A 20,050-nucleotide genomic window follows, 5' to 3' on the forward strand; every position below is an offset into this window, starting at 1 on the left:
TAAACCAGGAGTAACACCCATGGCTTTAAATCTTCAAGGCAAAAAAGCAATTGTTGCTGAAGTCAACGAAGCAGCCAATGGTGCTCTTTCTGCAGTTGTTGCAGATTCTCGTGGTGTAGCAGTAGGCGCAATTACAGCCCTTCGTAAAGAAGCTCGTGAAGCTGGTGTATGGATGAAAGTTGTTCGTAACACTTTAGCAAAACGTGCTGTTGAAGGTACTGAATTTGAATGCCTATCTGATTCGTTAGTTGGTCCAAGCTTAATCGCTTTCTCATCAGAGCACCCAGGTGCTGCTGCGCGTATCTTCTCAGATTTCGCGAAAAAGAACGAGAAATTCGAAGTTAAAACGGCCGCTTTTGAAGGAAATGTTGTAGATGCAGCAATGCTTGCTACATTACCTACATACGATGAAGCTGTTGCACGCTTAATGAGCGCTATGAAAGAAGCGTCTGCTGGCAAATTGTGTAAAACAATTGAAGCAGTACGTGTACAGAAAGAAGAGCAAGCTGCTTAATTTTAAGCTGTTCAACCTCCCTTTCGGTGTAAAATTTATTTGGACCTAGAGTCCGTTAATTATTAGGAAATTTGTAATGTCTGTAACTAAAGACCAAATCCTTGACGCAATTGCTGAAATGTCAGTAATGGACGTTGTTGCTCTTGTTGAAGCAATGGAAGAAAAATTCGGCGTAACTGCTGCAGCTGCTATGGTAGCAGGTCCTGCTGCTGAAGCTGCTGAAGAGAAAACTGAATTTGACGTAATCCTTACTGGCGCTGGCGCTAACAAGGTTGCGGCAATCAAAGCTGTACGTAGCGCAACTGGCCTAGGCCTTAAAGAAGCGAAAGCGCTTGTTGAAGCTGCTCCTGCACCTATCAAAGAAGGTGTATCTAAAGAAGAAGCTGAAGCACTTCAAAAAGACCTTACTGAAGCTGGTGCTGAAGTTGAGGTTAAGTAATCTAGCTCACGCTAGGTTCGCTGCCTGAGTAATCAGGCAAGGGCTGGTGATTATTTAATCACCGGCCTTTTTGCGCTATAGAGTTATGTATTCCTGTAGCTCAAATAAAATCTAATTTTCTCTTTACTTTCAACGCTTTATAGTTTGCTAGTGTTGTTAAGGCGGAGTTGATTAGAACAACAATTAAATGTTGTAAATCTTGGCATAGATGCCAGTTAAGTCTGTTCTTACAAGAACAGGTCGGGTCAAAGATCAGCAAGCTGAGGAACCCCATGGCTTACTCTTATTCTGAAAAGAAACGTATCCGTAAGGATTTTGGTAAACGTCCACAAGTTTTGGATATACCTTTCTTACTGTCAACACAGTTAGAATCGTTTAAAAAATTCTTAGTCCCAGACGCTGATGGCGATCATGGTTTGGAAGCAGCCTTCCGTTCTGTGTTCCCTATTAAAAGCTACTCGGGAAATTCTGAGCTTCAATACGTAAGTTATCGTATTGGTGAGCCAGTATTCGATGTAAAAGAATGTCAAATTCGCGGTGTGACTTATTCTGCTCCACTTCGCGTGAAACTGCGTCTTGTAGTTATGGACAAAGAAGCTCCAGGCACAGTTAAAGACATTAAAGAGCAAGAAGTTTACATGGGCGAAATTCCGCTCATGACTGATACCGGTACTTTTGTAATCAATGGTACAGAGCGTGTTATCGTTTCTCAGCTACACCGTAGCCCTGGTGTATTCTTTGATAACGACCGCGGTAAAACCCATTCATCGGGTAAAGTATTATATAACGCACGCGTTATTCCTTACCGTGGTTCATGGTTAGACTTCGAATTTGATGCAAAAGATAACTTATATGTACGTATAGACCGTCGTCGTAAATTACCGGCGTCTATTATCTTACGTGCACTTGAGTACTCTAGCGAAGAAATCTTAGATATGTTCTTCGACACCACTGCGTTTGAAGTAACTGACGGTAAAGTTCTTATGGAGCTTGTGCCTTCACGTTTACGTGGTGAAACTGCCGCTTTTGATATCAAAGGCGAAGACGGTGAAGTACTTGTTGAAAGCGGTCGTCGTATTACGGCACGCCACATCAAGAGCATCGAGAAAAAAGGCATTAATCAATTAGAAGTACCACATGAGTACATCATTGGCCGTATTGTAGCTAAAAACTATGTTGATGAATCAACAGGTGAAGTTATTGCAAACGCTAATGACGAGCTATCACTAGAGTTGATGGCTGAATTGGTTAAAGCAGGTCACACTAAAATTGATACGTTATACATCAATGAAGTGGACAGCGGCGCTTACATGTCAAATACATTGAATATTGACTCGTCAAGCAACCGTTTAGAAGCATTAGTAGAAATTTATCGCATGATGCGCCCAGGCGAGCCACCGACGAAAGACGCGGCTGAAGCCTTATTTGAGAACTTATTCTTCTCAGAAGAACGTTATGACTTATCTACTGTAGGTCGTATGAAGTTCAATAGCCGTGTTGGTTATGATACTGACACAGGCCCAGGCACATTAAGCAAAGAAGACATCGTAGCTGTTATGAAAGTATTAATTGCTATTCGTAACGGTCAAGGCGATGTTGATGATATTGACCACTTAGGCAACCGTCGTATCCGTAGTGTTGGCGAAATGGCTGAGAACCAATTCCGTGTTGGTCTAGTACGTGTAGAACGTGCTGTACGTGAGCGTTTAAGCTTAGGTGACCTTGACGCGATCATGCCACAAGACCTTATTAACGCTAAGCCTATTTCGGCAGCAGTTAAAGAGTTCTTCGGCTCGTCTCAGTTATCACAGTTTATGGACCAAAATAACCCGCTATCAGAAGTAACGCACAAACGTCGTATTTCTGCATTAGGCCCGGGTGGTCTTACGCGTGAGCGCGCTGGCTTTGAAGTACGTGACGTTCACGTAACTCACTATGGTCGCGTATGTCCAATCGAGACGCCTGAGGGTCCAAACATCGGTCTAATTAACTCGTTATCTACGTACGCACGTACAAATGATTACGGTTTCTTAGAAACACCTTACCGTAAAGTGGTAGACGGTGTTGTAACTGATGAAGTTGATTATTTATCAGCCATTGAAGAAGGTCAGTTTGTTATCGCACAGGCGAACTCAAACTTAACTGAAACCAATGAATTTGTTGATGAACTTATTCCGTGTCGTCACAAAGGTGAATCAACCTTTATGGGTCGCATGGATCAGCAATATATGGATGTATCACCACAACAGGTGATCTCTGTAGCGGCAGCACTTATCCCGTTCTTAGAACACGATGATGCTAACCGTGCATTGATGGGTTCAAACATGCAACGTCAAGCAGTACCAACATTGAAAGCGGATAAGCCGTTAGTAGGTACAGGTATTGAGTTAACACTAGCGAAAGACTCTGGTGTAACTATTGTTGCTAAACGTGGTGGTGAAGTAATGTACGCCGATGCAAGTCGCATCGTTGTAAACGTACATGACGATGAGCGTATTCCTGGTGAAGCGGGCATCGACATTTACAACCTTACTAAATACACACGTTCTAACCAAAATACATGTATTAACCAAAAACCAACGTGCATGGTTGGTGAACCGGTTACTCGTGGCGACGTGTTAGCAGATGGTCCTTCGACTGACTTAGGTGACTTAGCCCTTGGTCAAAACCTTCGCGTGGCATTCATGCCATGGAACGGTTATAACTTCGAGGATTCAATCTTACTATCAGAGCGCGTAGTTGAAGAAGATCGTCTAACGACTATCCACATTCAAGAACTACAGTGTGTTGCCCGTGATACTAAATTAGGTCCTGAAGAGATCACTGCAGATATCCCGAATGTGGGTGAGTCTGCGCTAGGCAAGCTTGATGAATCAGGCGTTGTTTATATCGGTGCTGAAGTTAAAGGCGGCGATATCCTAGTAGGTAAAGTGACTCCGAAAGGCGAGACGCAATTAACACCTGAAGAGAAGCTACTGCGTGCTATCTTCGGTGAAAAAGCGTCTGACGTTAAAGACAGCTCTTTACGTGTACCAAACTCTGTAACTGGTACTGTAATTGACGTACAAGTTTTCACCCGTGATGGTGTTGAAAAAGATAAGCGTGCGTTAGAAGTTGAAGATATGCAGCTTCGCGAAGCGAAGAAAGACTTCAACGAAGAGTTCCGTATTCTAGAAGCTGGTGTACTAGACCGTGCTCGCAAGTTACTTGCAGCAGCAGGCTTCGACGAAAACAACTTAGCGTCACTAAATGCTGAAAAGCTACTTACTCAAAGCCTTGCAGAAGAAGACAAGCAAGCTGAACTTGAGCAACTAGCTGCACAGTACGATGAGCTTAAAGCTGAATACGATAAGAAGTTTGAAAACAAACGTCGTAAAATTACTCAAGGTGATGACTTAGCACCAGGCGTACTTAAGATTGTTAAAGTATACCTAGCTGTTAAACGTCGTATCCAACCGGGTGATAAAATGGCGGGTCGTCACGGTAACAAAGGTGTTATCTCGACTATCGTACCAGTAGAAGATATGCCATACGATGATAAAGGTCGTACGGTAGATATCGTACTAAACCCACTAGGTGTACCATCACGTATGAACATCGGTCAGATCCTTGAAACACATATGGGTCTAGCTGCACGTGGTATTGGTGAGCGCTTAGAGGAAATGATGAAGGAACAACGTGAGCTGCATGAGCTACGTGAATTCATCAAGCAAGCTTACGAAATCGGTGAATCTCGTCAAGAAGTAGATATTGCTAGCTTCTCTGATGATGAAATTCGTCGTCTGGCTGAAAACTTAAAAGGTGGTTTACCAATCGCAACTCCGGCATTTGATGGCGCGAAAGAAGACGAAATCAAAGACATGCTAGAGCTTGGTGGCTACCCAAGAAGTGGTCAGGTTACACTCTATGATGGCCGTACTGGCGATCAGTTTGAACGTCAAGTAACTGTTGGTTACATGTACATGCTTAAACTTAACCACTTGGTTGACGATAAGATGCACGCGCGTTCAACTGGTTCTTACAGCCTTGTTACTCAGCAGCCGCTGGGTGGTAAAGCACAGTTCGGTGGCCAGCGTTTTGGTGAGATGGAAGTATGGGCACTTGAAGCTTACGGTGCTGCTTACACGCTACAAGAAATGCTAACAGTGAAATCGGATGACGTGAACGGTCGTACTAAGATGTATAAAAACATCGTTGATGGTAACCATAAGATGGAACCAGGTATGCCAGAATCGTTCAACGTATTGTTGAAAGAAATCCGCTCATTGGGTATCAACATCGAGTTGGAAGAAAATTAAGCCAATTAGATGCTGCAGTTAATCCTGCAGCATCTGTTACGGCTGAATAGAATGTAGGGGCGAGGTTATCCGCCCTCAAGATTAACTCCGACAGGAGAGCTAAGGTGAAAGACTTACTTAAGTTTCTGAAGCAACAAAATAAGACCGAAGAATTCGATGCAATTCGCATTGGTCTTGCTTCACCAGACATGGTTCGTTCATGGTCATACGGTGAAGTAAAGAAACCTGAGACTATTAACTACCGTACTTTCAAGCCTGAGCGCGATGGCTTATTCTGTGCCCGTATTTTCGGCCCAGTGAAAGATTATGAGTGTTTATGTGGTAAATATAAACGCCTTAAACACCGTGGTGTGATCTGTGAGAAGTGTGGCGTTGAAGTTACACTTACAAAAGTGCGTCGTGATCGTATGGGTCATATCGACCTTGCGAGCCCAGTAGCACATATATGGTTTTTAAAATCATTACCGTCTCGTATTGGCTTAATGCTTGATATGACACTTCGTGATATTGAACGTGTTCTTTACTTCGAGTCATTCGTAGTAACTGAGCCTGGTATGACAACGCTTGAGCGTGGTCAATTATTAGGTGAAGAAGAATACCTAGATGCACTTGAAGAGCACGGTGATGAGTTTGAAGCGAAGATGGGTGCAGAAGCAGTATTAGACTTGCTTCGTGAACTTGATCTTGGCCAACTAATTGCAGAAATGCGTGAAGAGTTACCAACAATTAACTCTGAAACTAAGCGTAAGAAGATCACTAAGCGTCTTAAGTTAATGGAATCGTTCCACCAATCAGGTAATAACCCTGAGTGGATGATCATGACAGTACTTCCAGTATTGCCACCTGATCTACGTCCATTAGTACCACTAGACGGTGGTCGTTTTGCGACATCTGATCTAAATGACCTTTACCGTCGTGTTATTAACCGTAATAACCGTCTTAAACGTCTATTAGATTTAGCTGCACCAGATATTATCGTACGCAACGAAAAACGTATGTTACAAGAAGCGGTAGATGCGCTACTTGATAACGGTCGTCGTGGTCGTGCAATTACAGGTTCTAACAAGCGTCCGCTTAAATCTCTTGCTGATATGATCAAGGGTAAGCAAGGTCGTTTCCGTCAGAACTTACTTGGTAAGCGTGTAGATTACTCTGGCCGTTCTGTAATCACGGTTGGTCCTACACTTAAGCTTCACCAATGTGGTCTTCCTAAGAAGATGGCACTTGAGCTATTCAAACCATTTATTTATGGCAAATTAGAACGTCGCGGCATGGCTACGACAATCAAAGCTGCTAAGAAAATGGTAGAGCGCGAAGTAGCGGAAGTATGGGATGTACTAGACGAAGTAATTCGTGAACACCCAGTATTACTTAACCGTGCACCTACACTTCACCGTTTAGGTATCCAAGCGTTCGAACCTGTACTAATTGAAGGTAAAGCAATCCATTTACACCCATTAGTATGTGCGGCTTACAACGCCGACTTCGATGGTGACCAAATGGCGGTACACGTACCGTTAACGCTTGAAGCTCAGTTAGAAGCTCGTGCACTAATGATGTCTACTAACAACATTCTATCTCCAGCGAATGGTGAGCCAATCATCGTTCCTTCACAGGATGTTGTATTAGGTCTTTACTACATGACGCGCGATCGCATTAATGCGAAAGGCGAAGGCATTGTATTTAAAGATCCTAAAGAAGCAGAAAAAGCATACCGTAGTGGTAACGCAGAACTTCACGCGCGCGTTAAAGTGCGTATTAGTCAGTCAATCACTAACGAAGCAGGTGTTGTTGAAGACACTGTAACGCTTATCGACACAACTGTTGGTCGTGCAATTCTGTCTTTAATTTTACCTAAAGGCATGCCGTTTGAGTCAATCAACCAAGCATTAGGTAAAAAGCAGATTTCTGGCTTATTAAACGAGTGTTACCGTCGTCTAGGTCTTAAAGACACAGTTGTGTTTGCTGACCAAGTTATGTACACCGGTTTCCACTACGCAATGAAGTCAGGTGTTTCAATTGGTATCGATGACTTAGTTATCCCACCAGTTAAAGCATCAATCATTGAATCAGCGGAAGCTGAAGTAACTGAAATCAACCAACAATTCCAATCAGGTCTTGTAACGGCTGGTGAAAAGTACAATAAAGTTATCGATATCTGGTCACGTGTAAATGAAAACTTATCACGTGAAATGATGGCCAACTTGTCAAAAGACACGGTTATCAATGCTAAAGGTGAAGAAGAAGAGCAACCGTCATTTAACTCAGTGTTTATGATGGCCGACTCAGGTGCTCGTGGTAGTGCCGCTCAGATCCGTCAGCTAGCAGGTATGCGTGGTCTAATGGCACGTCCAGATGGTTCAATCATCGAGACGCCAATCACGGCTAACTTCCGTGAAGGTCTAAACGTACTACAGTACTTCATCTCAACGCACGGTGCGCGTAAAGGTCTTGCCGATACAGCACTTAAAACAGCTAACTCAGGTTACCTAACGCGTCGTCTAGTAGACGTTGCACAAGATTTGGTAATCAACGAAGACGACTGTGGCACAGAAGATGGCTTAACAATGAAACCGCTTATTGAAGGTGGTGACGTTGTAGAAGCGCTTCGTGAACGTGTACTAGGTCGTGTTGTCGCTGAGCCTGTGCTTATTCCTAATACAGACACTGTATTAGTAGAGCGTAACGTTATGCTTGATGAAAAACTGTGTGACCTTTTAGAAGAGCACTCAGTAGATGAAGTTCGCGTACGTTCTGTTATCACCTGTGATAACGACTTTGGTGTATGTGCTAAGTGTTATGGTCGTGACCTTGCACGTGGTCATATCATCAACGCAGGTGAATCAGTAGGTGTTATCGCGGCACAATCAATCGGTGAGCCGGGTACACAGCTTACGATGCGTACATTCCACATCGGTGGTGCGGCATCAAGAGCATCAGCTGAAAACAATGTACAAGTTAAAACTGACGGTACGTTAAAACTACATAACGCTAAGTATGTACTTAATACCGACGGTAAGATTGTAATTACTTCACGTTCAACTGAAATCACTATCATTGATAGCTTCGGTCGTGAAAAAGAGCGTTATAAAGTACCTTACGGTGCGGTACTAACAGTACAAGACAATGCAGAAGTTCAAGGTAACGACATCGTTGCTACTTGGGACCCGCATAGTCACCCAATCGTTCTTGAGCATAAGTCAAAAATCTCGTTCAGCGATGTTGATGACTCAAATACTGAAGCACAAACTGATGAACTAACCGGCTTAACCCGTGTAGTTGTTAAAGACCTTGCTAAAGTAAATGCGAAAGAGCCTAAGCTTATCATCGAAAGTGAAGAGCGCGGCTTGCAAGAAACACGTCTACCTTCATTCACTACGATTGAAGTGACAGATGGCGTTACAGCAAACCCAGGTGACGTACTTGCACGTATTCCGCAAGAAGGTTCGAAAACTCGTGATATCACGGGTGGTCTACCACGCGTAGCCGACTTATTTGAAGCACGTAAGCCAAAAGATCCAGCTATCTTAGCTGAAATCACAGGTACTATTAGTTTCGGTAAGGAAACTAAAGGTAAGAAACGTTTAGTTATTACACCTGCTGAAGGCGATCATTACGAAGAAATGATTCCTAAGTGGCGTCAACTTAACGTGTTTGAAGGTGAGCAAGTGTCTAAAGGTGAAGTTATCGCCGATGGTCCTGAATCACCACATGACATCTTACGCCTACGTGGTGTGACTCATGTTGCTAACTACATTGTTAACGAAGTGCAAGAGGTTTACCGTTTGCAGGGCGTTAAGATCAATGATAAGCACATTGAAACAATTATCCGTCAAATGCTACGTAAATGTACCATCCTTGACGGCGGTGATACTGAGTTCTTAGCGGGTGAGCAAATTGAAGTAGCTCGCGTTAATATCGCTAATCGTGACCTTGAAAAACAAGGTAAGATCCCAGCGAAGTTTGAAATACAACTTATGGGTATCACGAAAGCATCACTTGCAACAGAATCTTTCATCTCAGCAGCGTCTTTCCAAGAAACAACACGTGTTCTTACAGATGCCGCAGTGAATGGTAAGAGCGATGAGCTTCGTGGTCTGAAAGAAAACGTAATTGTGGGTCGTCTGATCCCAGCCGGTACTGGCTTTGCGTATCACCAAGACCGTATGGCTCGCCGCAAGCAGAGTGAAGTTGTTGAAGAGCAAACAGTAAGTGCGGAAGAGGCAACTCAAGCACTAACTGATGCCCTAAACGCAGATTTATCTGGAAATCAATAAACTCTTATTAATCAATAGATTAATTAATCGTAAGACAGTTATCTACTGTCTTACGATGAGTTTAGGTTGACAGGTTAAACTTTGCTCATTAAAATTCCGCCACCCATTTACTTGCATGTATGTTACAAGCTTGTAAAAAGGGCGGATTTTTTTATTTTTTTCAGTAGTAATTTTAATTTCAGGAGCTATTTAAATGGCAACTATTAACCAGCTAGTGCGTAAGCCACGTCGTAGCAAGGTTACTAAAAGTAACTCAGCTGCGCTTAAAGCGTGTCCGCAAAAGCGTGGTGTATGTACTCGCGTATATACAACTACACCTAAGAAACCAAACTCAGCGTTACGTAAAGTAGCTCGTGTACGTTTAACTAACGGTTTCGAAGTAACATCATACATCGGTGGTGAAGGTCATAACCTTCAAGAGCACAGTGTAATCCTAATCCGTGGTGGTCGTGTTAAAGATTTACCAGGTGTGCGTTTTCACACTGTACGTGGTGCACTTGACTGTGCAGGCGTTAGCGACCGTCGTCAAGCTCGTTCTAAATACGGTGCAAAACGCCCTAAAGGCTAATTGTTTTCCGTTAGTAAGGCCAAGCACTAAATATTATTAATTATTGTTTTGGGTGATTGTTCCAAAAGGACAAACCTGAATAAACCGGAGATACAAAATGCCTAGAAGACGCGTAATAGGTCAACGTAAAATTCTTCCAGATCCTAAGTTCGGATCGGAACTTCTTGCTAAATTCGTTAACATCGTAATGTTAGACGGCAAGAAATCTACTGCTGAAAAAATTGTTTATGGTGCGCTAGACGTGGCTGCTGAGAAATCAGGCAAGTCGCACCTAGAAATCTTTGAATCTGCACTTGATAACATCCGTCCACAGGTAGAGGTTAAATCTCGCCGTGTTGGTGGTTCAACTTATCAAGTTCCAGTTGAAGTACGTCCAGTACGTCGCAACGCATTAGGTATGCGTTGGTTAGTAGACGCTGCACGTAAGCGTGGCGAAAAATCTATGGGCTTACGTTTAGCTCAAGAAATCGTTGACGCTGCTGATAATAAAGGCACTGCGGTTAAGAAACGTGAAGACGTTCACCGTATGGCTGAAGCGAATAAAGCATTCGCACATTACCGTTGGTAATCTGTCCTTAACCTTTAAGAGGATCATATGGCACGTACAACTCCACTTGAGCGCTACCGTAATATCGGCATAGTAGCTCACGTAGATGCAGGCAAAACCACCACAACAGAACGTGTTCTGTTCTACACGGGTCTTTCTCATAAGATCGGTGAAGTACATGATGGCGCCGCAACTATGGATTGGATGGAGCAGGAACAAGAGCGTGGTATCACAATCACTTCTGCTGCAACAACGTGTTTCTGGAAAGGTATGGACGCGCAATTTGACGACCATCGTATCAATATTATTGATACGCCAGGACACGTAGATTTCACTATCGAAGTAGAGCGTTCTTTACGTGTACTTGATGGTGCGGTAGTTGTTCTTTGTGCTTCATCAGGTGTACAGCCGCAAACTGAGACAGTTTGGCGCCAAGCGAACAAATACGAAGTTCCGAGAATGATCTTCGTAAATAAAATGGATCGCACGGGCGCTGACTTTTTAACGGTTGTAGGCCAGGTGAAATCTCGTCTTGGAGCAACGCCTGTTCCAATCCAGTTGCCAATTGGCGCTGAAGACGACTTTAAAGGTGTTATTGACCTTATAAAAATGAAAGCCATTAACTGGAACGAAGCGGACCAGGGTATGACTTTCTCTTATGAGGCAATACCGGCAGAGCTTCAAGAGCTTGCTGAAGAGTGGCACTCTCATTTAGTTGAAAGTGCAGCTGAAGCCTCTGAAGAACTAATGGATAAGTACTTAGAAGGTGAAGAGTTAAGTGAAGCAGAAATTAAATCTGCCTTACGTCAACGTACATTAGCGAACGAAATTGTTCCCATTACGTGTGGTAGTGCATTTAAAAACAAAGGCGTTCAAGCTGTGCTTGACGGTGTTGTTGAATACATGCCTGCACCAACACAAGTGAAACAAATCCAAGGTATCCTAGAAAATGGAACTGAGGAAGAACGTCCAGCTGATGATAAAGCGCCGTTTGCTGCACTTGCATTTAAAATTGCAACAGACCCGTTTGTTGGCACTTTAACCTTTTTCCGTGTTTACTCTGGTACTGTTAAACAGGGTGACGCGGTTTATAACCCAGTTAAAAGTAAGCGTGAGCGATTTGGTCGTATCGTACAGATGCATTCAAACTCACGTGAAGAGATCAAAGAAGTTTACGCAGGCGATATTGCGGCAGCTATTGGTCTTAAAGACGTAACAACAGGTGAGACACTGTGTGATCCGAACTCTATCATTACGCTTGAGCGTATGGAGTTCCCAGAGCCAGTTATCTCTGTTGCGGTTGAGCCTCGCACAATCGCTGACCAAGACAAGATGGGTATTGCACTAGGTAAACTAGCCGCAGAAGATCCATCTTTTCGTGTACAAACTGACGAAGAATCAGGCCAGACTATAATCTCTGGTATGGGTGAACTTCACCTAGATATCATTGTCGACCGTATGAAACGTGAATTCAGTGTTGAATGTAACGTTGGTAAGCCGCAGGTTGCATATCGAGAAGCTATTCGTTCAACTGTTGAAGTTGAAGGGAAGTTTGTACGTCAATCAGGTGGTCGTGGTCAATATGGTCACGTCTGGGTTAAACTTGAACCGATGGATATTTCGGATGATGAAGCACCAACTTATGAGTTCGTTAACGAAACAGTAGGTGGTTCGGTTCCTAAAGAATTTATCCCTGCGGTAGACAAAGGTATCCAAGAGCAAATGTCTCAAGGTGTACTGGCAGGCTACCCATTACTTGGCGTTAAAGCGACTTTATATGATGGTTCATTCCATGATGTAGACTCGAATGAAATGGCATTTAAAATTGCAGGTTCAATGGCAATGAAAGCTGGGGCGCTTAAAGCAGATCCAGTTCTTTTAGAGCCAATGATGAAGGTTGAAGTAATCACTCCTGACTCAAACATGGGTGATGTAGTTGGCGACCTTAACCGTCGTCGCGGCATAATCGAAGGCATGGAAGATGCAATAGGTGGACTTAAGCAAGTTAATGCTCAGGTTCCTCTTTCTGAAATGTTTGGTTATGCAACTGCTTTACGATCTGCAACACAGGGTCGTGCTTCTTACTCAATGGAGTTTTTGAAGTACGCTGAAGCCTCTAAGCAGGTTGCAGATACAATAATTTCAGCTCGCGCTGTTATATGATTTTAGCTTGTCTGGCTCAATAGTGAGTCAGGCTTTAATTTCTTAATTAGGAATTTTTTAAGATGGCAAAAGAAAAGTTTGAACGCGTAAAACCGCACGTAAACGTTGGTACAATCGGCCACGTTGACCACGGTAAAACTACACTAACTGCAGCAATCACTAACGTACTTGCAAAAGTATACGGCGGTGTTGCTAAAGATTTCGCATCAATCGATAACGCTCCAGAAGAGCGCGAGCGTGGTATCACAATCTCAACTTCTCACGTTGAGTACGATACACCAACTCGTCACTACGCACACGTAGATTGTCCTGGACACGCCGATTATGTTAAAAACATGATCACTGGTGCTGCTCAAATGGACGGCGCTATCTTAGTAGTAGCTGCGACTGACGGCCCTATGCCACAAACACGTGAGCACATCCTACTTTCTCGTCAGGTTGGCGTACCTTACATCGTTGTATTCATGAACAAATGTGACATGGTTGACGACGAAGAGCTACTTGAGCTAGTAGAAATGGAAGTTCGTGAACTTCTTTCTGAGTACGACTTCCCAGGTGATGACTTACCACTAATTCAAGGTTCTGCTCTTAAAGCACTTGAAGGCGAAAAGCAGTGGGAAGACAAGATCGTTGAGCTTGCAGAAGCACTAGATTCTTACATTCCAGAGCCAGAGCGTGACATCGATAAGCCATTCATCATGCCTATCGAAGACGTTTTCTCAATCCAAGGTCGTGGTACTGTTGTAACTGGCCGTGTTGAAGCTGGTATCATCAACGTGAACGACGAAGTTGAAATCGTTGGTATCAAAGAGACTACTAAGTCTACTTGTACTGGTGTTGAAATGTTCCGTAAGCTTCTTGACGAAGGTCGTGCTGGTGAGAACATTGGTGCACTATTACGTGGTACTAAGCGTGAAGACGTTGAACGTGGTCAAGTACTAGCTAAGCCTGGTTCAATCAAGCCACACACTACATTCACTTCAGAAGTATACGTACTTTCTAAAGATGAAGGTGGTCGTCATACTCCATTCTTCAAAGGTTACCGTCCACAGTTCTACTTCCGTACAACTGACGTAACAGGTGACGTACAGTTACCAGAAGGCGTAGAAATGGTAATGCCTGGTGATAACGTTAAGATGACAGTAACTCTAATCGCGCCAATCGCGATGGATGAAGGTCTTCGTTTCGCTATCCGTGAAGGTGGCCGTACTGTAGGTGCTGGTGTTGTAGCAACTATCGTAGAGTAATAGTTAACTTTTAAGTTAATTAATACTAAAAAAAACCCGAGCTTAGTCTCGGGTTTTTTTATACCTGAAGAAAAGTGTCTAGTTTTCAGCTATCAGCTTTTAGCTGCTTGGGGCTAATGTAAATAATGTTGTTTGGGTTGGCTTTACAAATCCCAAGCTGAAGTGGTCACTGGAGTGTAAAGGGGCTTATTCAGTGAATAACTATCGACACATAGTGGGTATTAGCCTAAGCTAAAAATGGCTTAAATTTACAACAGGAAATGGGTGATGAATAATAAAAATAACTATCCGCAAGGCGTTTTTTGCTGGGCTGAACTGTGTACTCATAATTGGCTAGAAGGGAAAGCTTTTTATACCTCGTTGTTTGAATGGGGAAATGACGATCAGCCCATTGGCGATGATGAGTATTATACTATGTTACAAAAGCAAGGTGACGATATTGCCGCCATGTACCAAATGCCTAAAGAGCAAGTGGCGGACTCCTTACCTAGTTACTGGTTGACCTATATTGCAGTAGATGATGTTGATGCATGTGCAATTAAGGCGCAAGAGCTCGGCGCGCAAATTATAGCGGGCCCGCACAATGTGATGGATGCGGGGCGTATGTTAATGCTTAGAGATCCTGCGGGTGCCACGGTGGCGCTATGGCAGGGTAAAGAACATATAGGATGCAAACGCCCTTGTGAGCTCAACACACCTTATTGGCATGAAATGGCAACGCGTGATAGTGAAACGAGTCGTCATTTTTACTGTGAACTACTGGGGTGGAAAAGTGAAACAAAGCCTATGGAAGGTATGGATTACACCTTATTTTTAGTTGCTGGCAAGCCGGTAGCTGGCATGCTACAAATGACCGATGAATGGCCACAAGATGTGCCTCCTCACTGGATGATTTATTTTGCAGTGGATAACTGCGACAGCTATGTTAAAGAAGCGGCGAGCCTTGGAGGGCAAGTGTGTGTACCCGCCACAGATATCCCTGATGTAGGGCGATTTAGTGTTATTTGCGATCCTCAAGGGGCTGTTTTTTCTATCATTGAATCAGCAATGGATGATATTAAAGCTCAGTAATTACCAACGCTCAAGTTTAAATTTTAGACTTTAGTGTGGTTATTTAGGCGCAGTAATTGTGTGCTTTTTTGCTATAATGGCAGGTAATTACACCGTCAGCCAGCAAGAGAGCACAATGGAATTTGAACAAGATAGTAAATTAACCTTACCGTTATTTATTTTAAATGAGTCGCTTAGTGAGCGAGATGTAGAAAAGCCTGACTTAGACATTTCCTTTGCTCTTACTGATGATCTACTGACGCAGATATGCCAAAACCCAGCGCTCGATAGCAGTATTGCTATTAGTTTAAAAGAGTATGTACTTGAGCTATACAGCAGTGAATTTAATGACGTATTGAATCACGAGCACGATGCACAAATAACGCTAACCCACGGCCCACTGCTAAGTGTGGTGTTAAATATGCACGACAGCCAGACTTTTGTCTCTCCGCAAATGGATATGATGCCGACCTTCGACCTAGGTGATGAGGACGAAGAATGAAAAAAATTCTGATCAGTACATTAGTCCTTATTATCCTCAGTGGGTGTGCTTATTTAGGTAATGCTCATTACAACGACTTATTTGGTGATGAACAAACACAGCAGCGAATTGTGCCGCACGATACCGGCGCTGGTGCCGAGTTTTTGCAAAGTGTTAAGCCTGTGCTAGATACACGTTGTGTGGTATGCCATGGTTGTTATGATGCGCCTTGTCAGCTAAAGCTTTCTTCGCCTGAAGGGATAGATAGAGGGCTAAGTAAAGAGCTTGTTTATGACGGAACACGGCTATTAGCAAGCACGCCTAGTCGATTATTATTTGATGCAACCAGTACTGAGCAATGGCGCAAGAAAGGCTTTACCCCAGTGCTTAATGAACGTAACCAAAGCTCGGAAGCAAACCTTGCCGGTGGGGTGTTATTTAATTCACTCGTACTTAAGCAAAGTGCACCGTTGCCAGAGAATGAAATTCTTGATGATGAATTTGATTTTTCACTTAGCCGCTCACAAACCTGCGCAACTATGGGTGAGTTTGACCGATTAGCAGCAGAACAACCCCACGGCGGTATGCCTTACGGTTTACCTGGAGTATCTAGCCAAGAGTTTTACCATTTACAAAAATGGCTTAAAGACGGTGGAAAGATGGCACACATTAAACCGCCTACCAAAGCCGAGCTAACAAACGTTAAAAATTGGGAAGCGTTTTTAAATCAAGACAGCTTAAAATACCAGCTAGCCGCGCGTTATATTTATGAACATTGGTTTTTAGCCCATATTTACTTTGATTCTGATAACCCGCAAAGCTTTTTTAAATTAGTACGCTCAAGTACGCCCCCAGGCGAAGAAATTAAGTTAATTAATACGCGCCGACCTTATGATGATCCAAAAGTGAGTCGAGTTTACTATCGCTTATTACAAGAACGATCAACCGTTTTGTCAAAAACACATCTACCGCTAAGGCTTGATGACGCTAAGCTTACACGTATTTATGAGCAATTTATTGCCCCTGATTATACCGTCACTAAAATGCCTAGTTATGAGCCTAAATCAGCGTCTAACCCTTTTAAAACGTTTGAAGTGCTCCCTATTAATGCTAAGTATCAGTTTATGCTTGATGAAGCAGAGCTAATTATAATGGGCTTTATTAAGGGCCCCGTATGTCGAGGCCAAATTGCGCTTAATGTAATTAACGATCACTTTTGGGTGGCCTTTGCTGACCCTGAAAAAGTCGCGACACCAGCCGTAGAGGATATGTTACTGCAACACGAAGAAGCGCTCGAGTTACCAGCAGCAGAAGAGAGCAACGCATTGCCTATTTCTAACTGGGTTAAATATTCAGTACGTGAGAAAAAATACTTACAGGCTAAAGTTGAACTGGCTAACGAGATGTTTAAAAATGGAGAGCATTTAACCACCGACTTATTGTGGAAAGGTGAAGGCCATAACAAAAATGCTGCGCTTACTATATTTCGTCATTTTGATAGTGCCACGGTAGTGAAAGGGTTTATTGGTCAAGAGCCTAAAACTATGTGGGTTTTAGATTATGCGCTATTTGAGCGAATTCATTACTTACTTGTTGCAGGCTTTGATGTATATGGAAATATCGGCCATCAATTAGTGACCCGCCTTTATATGGACTTTTTACGTTTGGAGGGAGAGCAAAACTTTTTGGCCTTATTACCTGAAGCGAAGCGCCATCAAATTAAAAAAAGCTGGTACAGAAAGTCTCCGCCGAGTTTGTCTAAGTTTTTTAAAAATAACCGAGAGTTTAGCCAACCTAGCGGTATTGAATATAAAACTGATGACCCACAACACGAGTTGTATGGGTTAGTTAAGCAAACTTTAGCGCCAATACTGAGTGAGCACTACGACTATAAAAAAGTCCCTGCGCCATTAAATACACTTAACGATATGCCAGCGAAGGCGATAAATTTACTACCGCAGTTGTCGTATATTTTGGTTAAGCAAGATGATGAATCACATAAAGCTTATACGCTTATTCACCACAACGCGCATTACAATATTTCCAGCTTATTAAATGAAGATGGTCAGCGCGCATATGATGAGGATACTGCTACCCTAGTGCCTGGTTTTATTGGCGATTATCCAGCGGCTATTTGGTATTTAAATGATCAAAATGAAGTGGGTGAATTTGCACAGCTATTACCTCTTATGCAAATTGAAGCAGATTACGCAGCTTTAAAAGTAAAATTTGGTATTCGTCGCTCACACCCTGATTTTTGGAAGTATAGCGACATAATGCATCAAGTAGCAAAAGAATATCGCGGTGTAGAGTTTGGTATGTTTGACTACAACCGATTAGAAAACCGCTAGTTGGTAATTGCAAAAGTGTCGTAATTACTCCATTTTTTACTATATATTTAATACATTTAGCCCAGTCACGTTACTGGGCTTTTATTTATATAATTACTAAAGCTGATGTTGAGTTTTCTATATATAGGCTACACTTATACCAATCTGCAATAATATTTAATCATTTTCAGGGGCTAAACGTGTCGCTATCTGCGTTAAAAAACTCTCATTTAGAATAACTAAATAGCGAATTTTTTGCCTTGCTATCAACACGTTTATCCATCCTCAAAATAGATCACTTAATTATGCGGATTGGTATTAAAATAAAAAAAGCGGCCTTACTATGTTTAAAATTATTGCCAATGTAAGACAGCGCTACCGATGGGCGCTGATTGCTATTGCTCTGTTAATAAGTGGCTCAGCAGTATTGTTGCAGTATGGTTTTTCTGTGCAAAAGTACGATGCCAAAATTATTAATATGGCGGGTAAGCAACGCATGCTTTCGCAAAAAATTGCCTGGCATAGTAATGCACTTCTTTCATCACGAATCGATGTTGCAACTCACACTCAATCACTAGAACACTCTCTCTCGCAATTTAAAAGCGCCCACCAAATGCTGCTTACAAAGCAAGGCAAGAGCTATCGTTATTTAACAAAAGAGTTAGAGGCCTTATATTTTTCAGCACCCGCCAATTTAGACCAAGAAGTGAATGAGTTTATTAAGCAGGCTAGCTGGCTGCTGTATCAAAAAGGCGAAGTAGATACGCAAGTGCTTGGTGTAACGCATGTAGAAAACCTACTAGCTAAGCTTGACCGCGCTGTTACTTTATTTGAGCAGCAGGCTGTAAAAAAAGTTAACCGCGTGTCTAATTTAGAATTGCTATGTTGGCTAATGGCCATGGTATTATTGCTTGTTGAACTAAGATTTGTGTTTATGCCGATGGAAAAAGAGGTGGAGCGCACGTTAGCGGCACTTCAAAAGCAAAAAGACTTTGTAGCGCAAATGAGCCAAAACAAAGAGCATTTTATTGCCAGAGCGAGTCACGAATTTAGAACGCCATTGCAGGGTTTGATTACATCGATTGATGAGCTCACCATCAATGCTGAGCAGCAGAATATTAAAACGCAAGCAAGCTATTGCGCGCTCAGACTTTTATCTATGCTTGATGAGCTACAAGATTTACAAGCACTCAGCACGGGTAAGTGGGCGCCAATTCTTAAAAACGAAAACCTTTTAGAATCCATAAACAAAGTGGTGTTAGCATATGAGTATGCAGCGCAGCAAAAAGGGCTAAAATTAATCACTCATTTTAATGACTCCCTAAATTGTTTTTGTAAGTTAGATCATCAGCGCTTACAACATGTCCTAACCGAGCTAATTAGTAATGCAATAAAATTTACCGATAAGGGCGAAGTTGAAGTTACTGCAAACATGGAAAACTCACAGTTACAGATAACTGTTAACGATAGTGGCTGTGGCTTCTTTAGTGAAATAACAGAACTGGAGCTTGACTCATTTAAACAAACTAACCACTTTCAAGGCTTAAGAACGGGATTAACACGGGCACAGTATGTTGTTAAAGCGCTACACGGTACGCTTTCGTTTAAAAACAATGCAGCGAGTGGCGCTCATGTTACGCTCAATTTACCGATTGAAATTACCAATAAGCAAACAGAGAGAGAAATCGAAAAAAAACTTTTTTGTCTTGTGGTTGAAGACAACGAATTAAACACCTTGTTACTCACACGTATTTTAAAAACGTTAGGTGTGGATTATGAATGCGTTGCAAATGGGCTAGAAGCCTCTGAAAAGGTATGTAAGACGGACTATGATGTGGTGTTTATGGATTTAAATATGCCGGTGATGGATGGGTTTGAAGCAACTAAAAAAATACGCAAAGAGCTAAATAAAACCATGCCTATAATCGTTGTTACAGCAAATACCTCAGCTGAAGATATGAATTTAATTTATGAATATGGCGCAAGTGAGCATATTCATAAACCCATAAGTAAGCAGGCCGTGGCTGATGCATTGGTAAATGTATGCATAGCTAATGAAATAAACTAATACGCTATTAAATACGCTTGCTAAAGCAATTTGCTATACGTTAAGTTATTTATTTAGCTTATGGTGAA

General features: G+C 42.5%; 12 protein-coding genes. All 12 read left to right on the plus strand.

What is annotated here, in order from left to right; all coding sequences use genetic code 11:
* Positions 1–19 precede the first annotated feature (19 nt).
* The 12 genes from rplJ (at position 20) to QUE46_RS01365 (ending at position 19,982) form a co-directional block, all read left to right on the plus strand.
* Positions 20–514, plus strand: coding sequence for a 50S ribosomal protein L10 (rplJ, locus tag QUE46_RS01310; RefSeq protein WP_089346431.1), 495 nt, complete (start codon positions 20–22; stop codon positions 512–514).
* A 76-nt stretch (positions 515–590) separates the two neighbouring features.
* Complete coding sequence (gene rplL / locus QUE46_RS01315) at positions 591–953, plus strand: 50S ribosomal protein L7/L12 (RefSeq protein ID WP_004588208.1); 363 nt, start codon at positions 591–593, stop codon at positions 951–953.
* A gap of 272 nt (positions 954–1,225) precedes the next feature.
* On the plus strand, positions 1,226–5,251 hold the full coding sequence (rpoB, locus tag QUE46_RS01320; RefSeq protein WP_286245893.1) for a DNA-directed RNA polymerase subunit beta: 4,026 nt from the start codon (positions 1,226–1,228) through the stop codon (positions 5,249–5,251).
* Between the two features lie 104 nt (positions 5,252–5,355).
* The gene (rpoC, locus tag QUE46_RS01325; protein ID WP_286245894.1) at positions 5,356–9,528 is read left to right on the plus strand and encodes a DNA-directed RNA polymerase subunit beta'; all 4,173 of its coding nucleotides are present in this window, start codon (positions 5,356–5,358) and stop codon (positions 9,526–9,528) included.
* 193 nt (positions 9,529–9,721) lie between these two features.
* Positions 9,722–10,096 carry a 30S ribosomal protein S12 gene (gene rpsL, locus QUE46_RS01330; protein WP_002958885.1) on the plus strand — a complete coding sequence of 125 codons (375 nt, stop codon included), beginning with the start codon at positions 9,722–9,724 and terminating at the stop codon, positions 10,094–10,096.
* A gap of 97 nt (positions 10,097–10,193) precedes the next feature.
* Positions 10,194–10,664 (plus strand): 30S ribosomal protein S7, encoded by a 471-nt coding sequence (gene rpsG / locus QUE46_RS01335; protein WP_004588211.1) that lies wholly within the window; start codon positions 10,194–10,196, stop codon positions 10,662–10,664.
* A 27-nt stretch (positions 10,665–10,691) separates the two neighbouring features.
* Positions 10,692–12,806, plus strand: a complete 2,115-nt coding sequence (fusA, locus tag QUE46_RS01340; protein ID WP_286245895.1) for an elongation factor G — start codon at positions 10,692–10,694, stop codon at positions 12,804–12,806.
* 62 nt (positions 12,807–12,868) lie between these two features.
* Positions 12,869–14,053, plus strand: coding sequence for an elongation factor Tu (gene tuf / locus QUE46_RS01345; protein WP_029773026.1), 1,185 nt, complete (start codon positions 12,869–12,871; stop codon positions 14,051–14,053).
* A gap of 267 nt (positions 14,054–14,320) precedes the next feature.
* A complete protein-coding gene (locus QUE46_RS01350; protein ID WP_286245896.1) occupies positions 14,321–15,124 on the plus strand; it encodes a VOC family protein in 804 nt (267 codons plus the stop codon).
* Between the two features lie 115 nt (positions 15,125–15,239).
* Positions 15,240–15,605 carry a hypothetical protein gene (locus QUE46_RS01355; protein ID WP_286245897.1) on the plus strand — a complete coding sequence of 122 codons (366 nt, stop codon included), beginning with the start codon at positions 15,240–15,242 and terminating at the stop codon, positions 15,603–15,605.
* A complete protein-coding gene (locus QUE46_RS01360) occupies positions 15,602–17,935 on the plus strand; it encodes a fatty acid cis/trans isomerase (RefSeq protein ID WP_286245898.1) in 2,334 nt (777 codons plus the stop codon). The genes QUE46_RS01355 and QUE46_RS01360 overlap by 4 nt, the downstream gene beginning before the upstream one ends.
* Before the next feature lie 322 nt (positions 17,936–18,257).
* Positions 18,258–19,982, plus strand: a complete 1,725-nt coding sequence (locus QUE46_RS01365; RefSeq protein ID WP_286245899.1) for a response regulator — start codon at positions 18,258–18,260, stop codon at positions 19,980–19,982.
* The last annotated feature ends 68 nt before the right edge of the window (positions 19,983–20,050 follow it).

The sequence above is a fragment of the Pseudoalteromonas sp. MM1 genome, assembly GCF_030296835.1.
Lineage (GTDB): Bacteria > Pseudomonadota > Gammaproteobacteria > Enterobacterales > Alteromonadaceae > Pseudoalteromonas.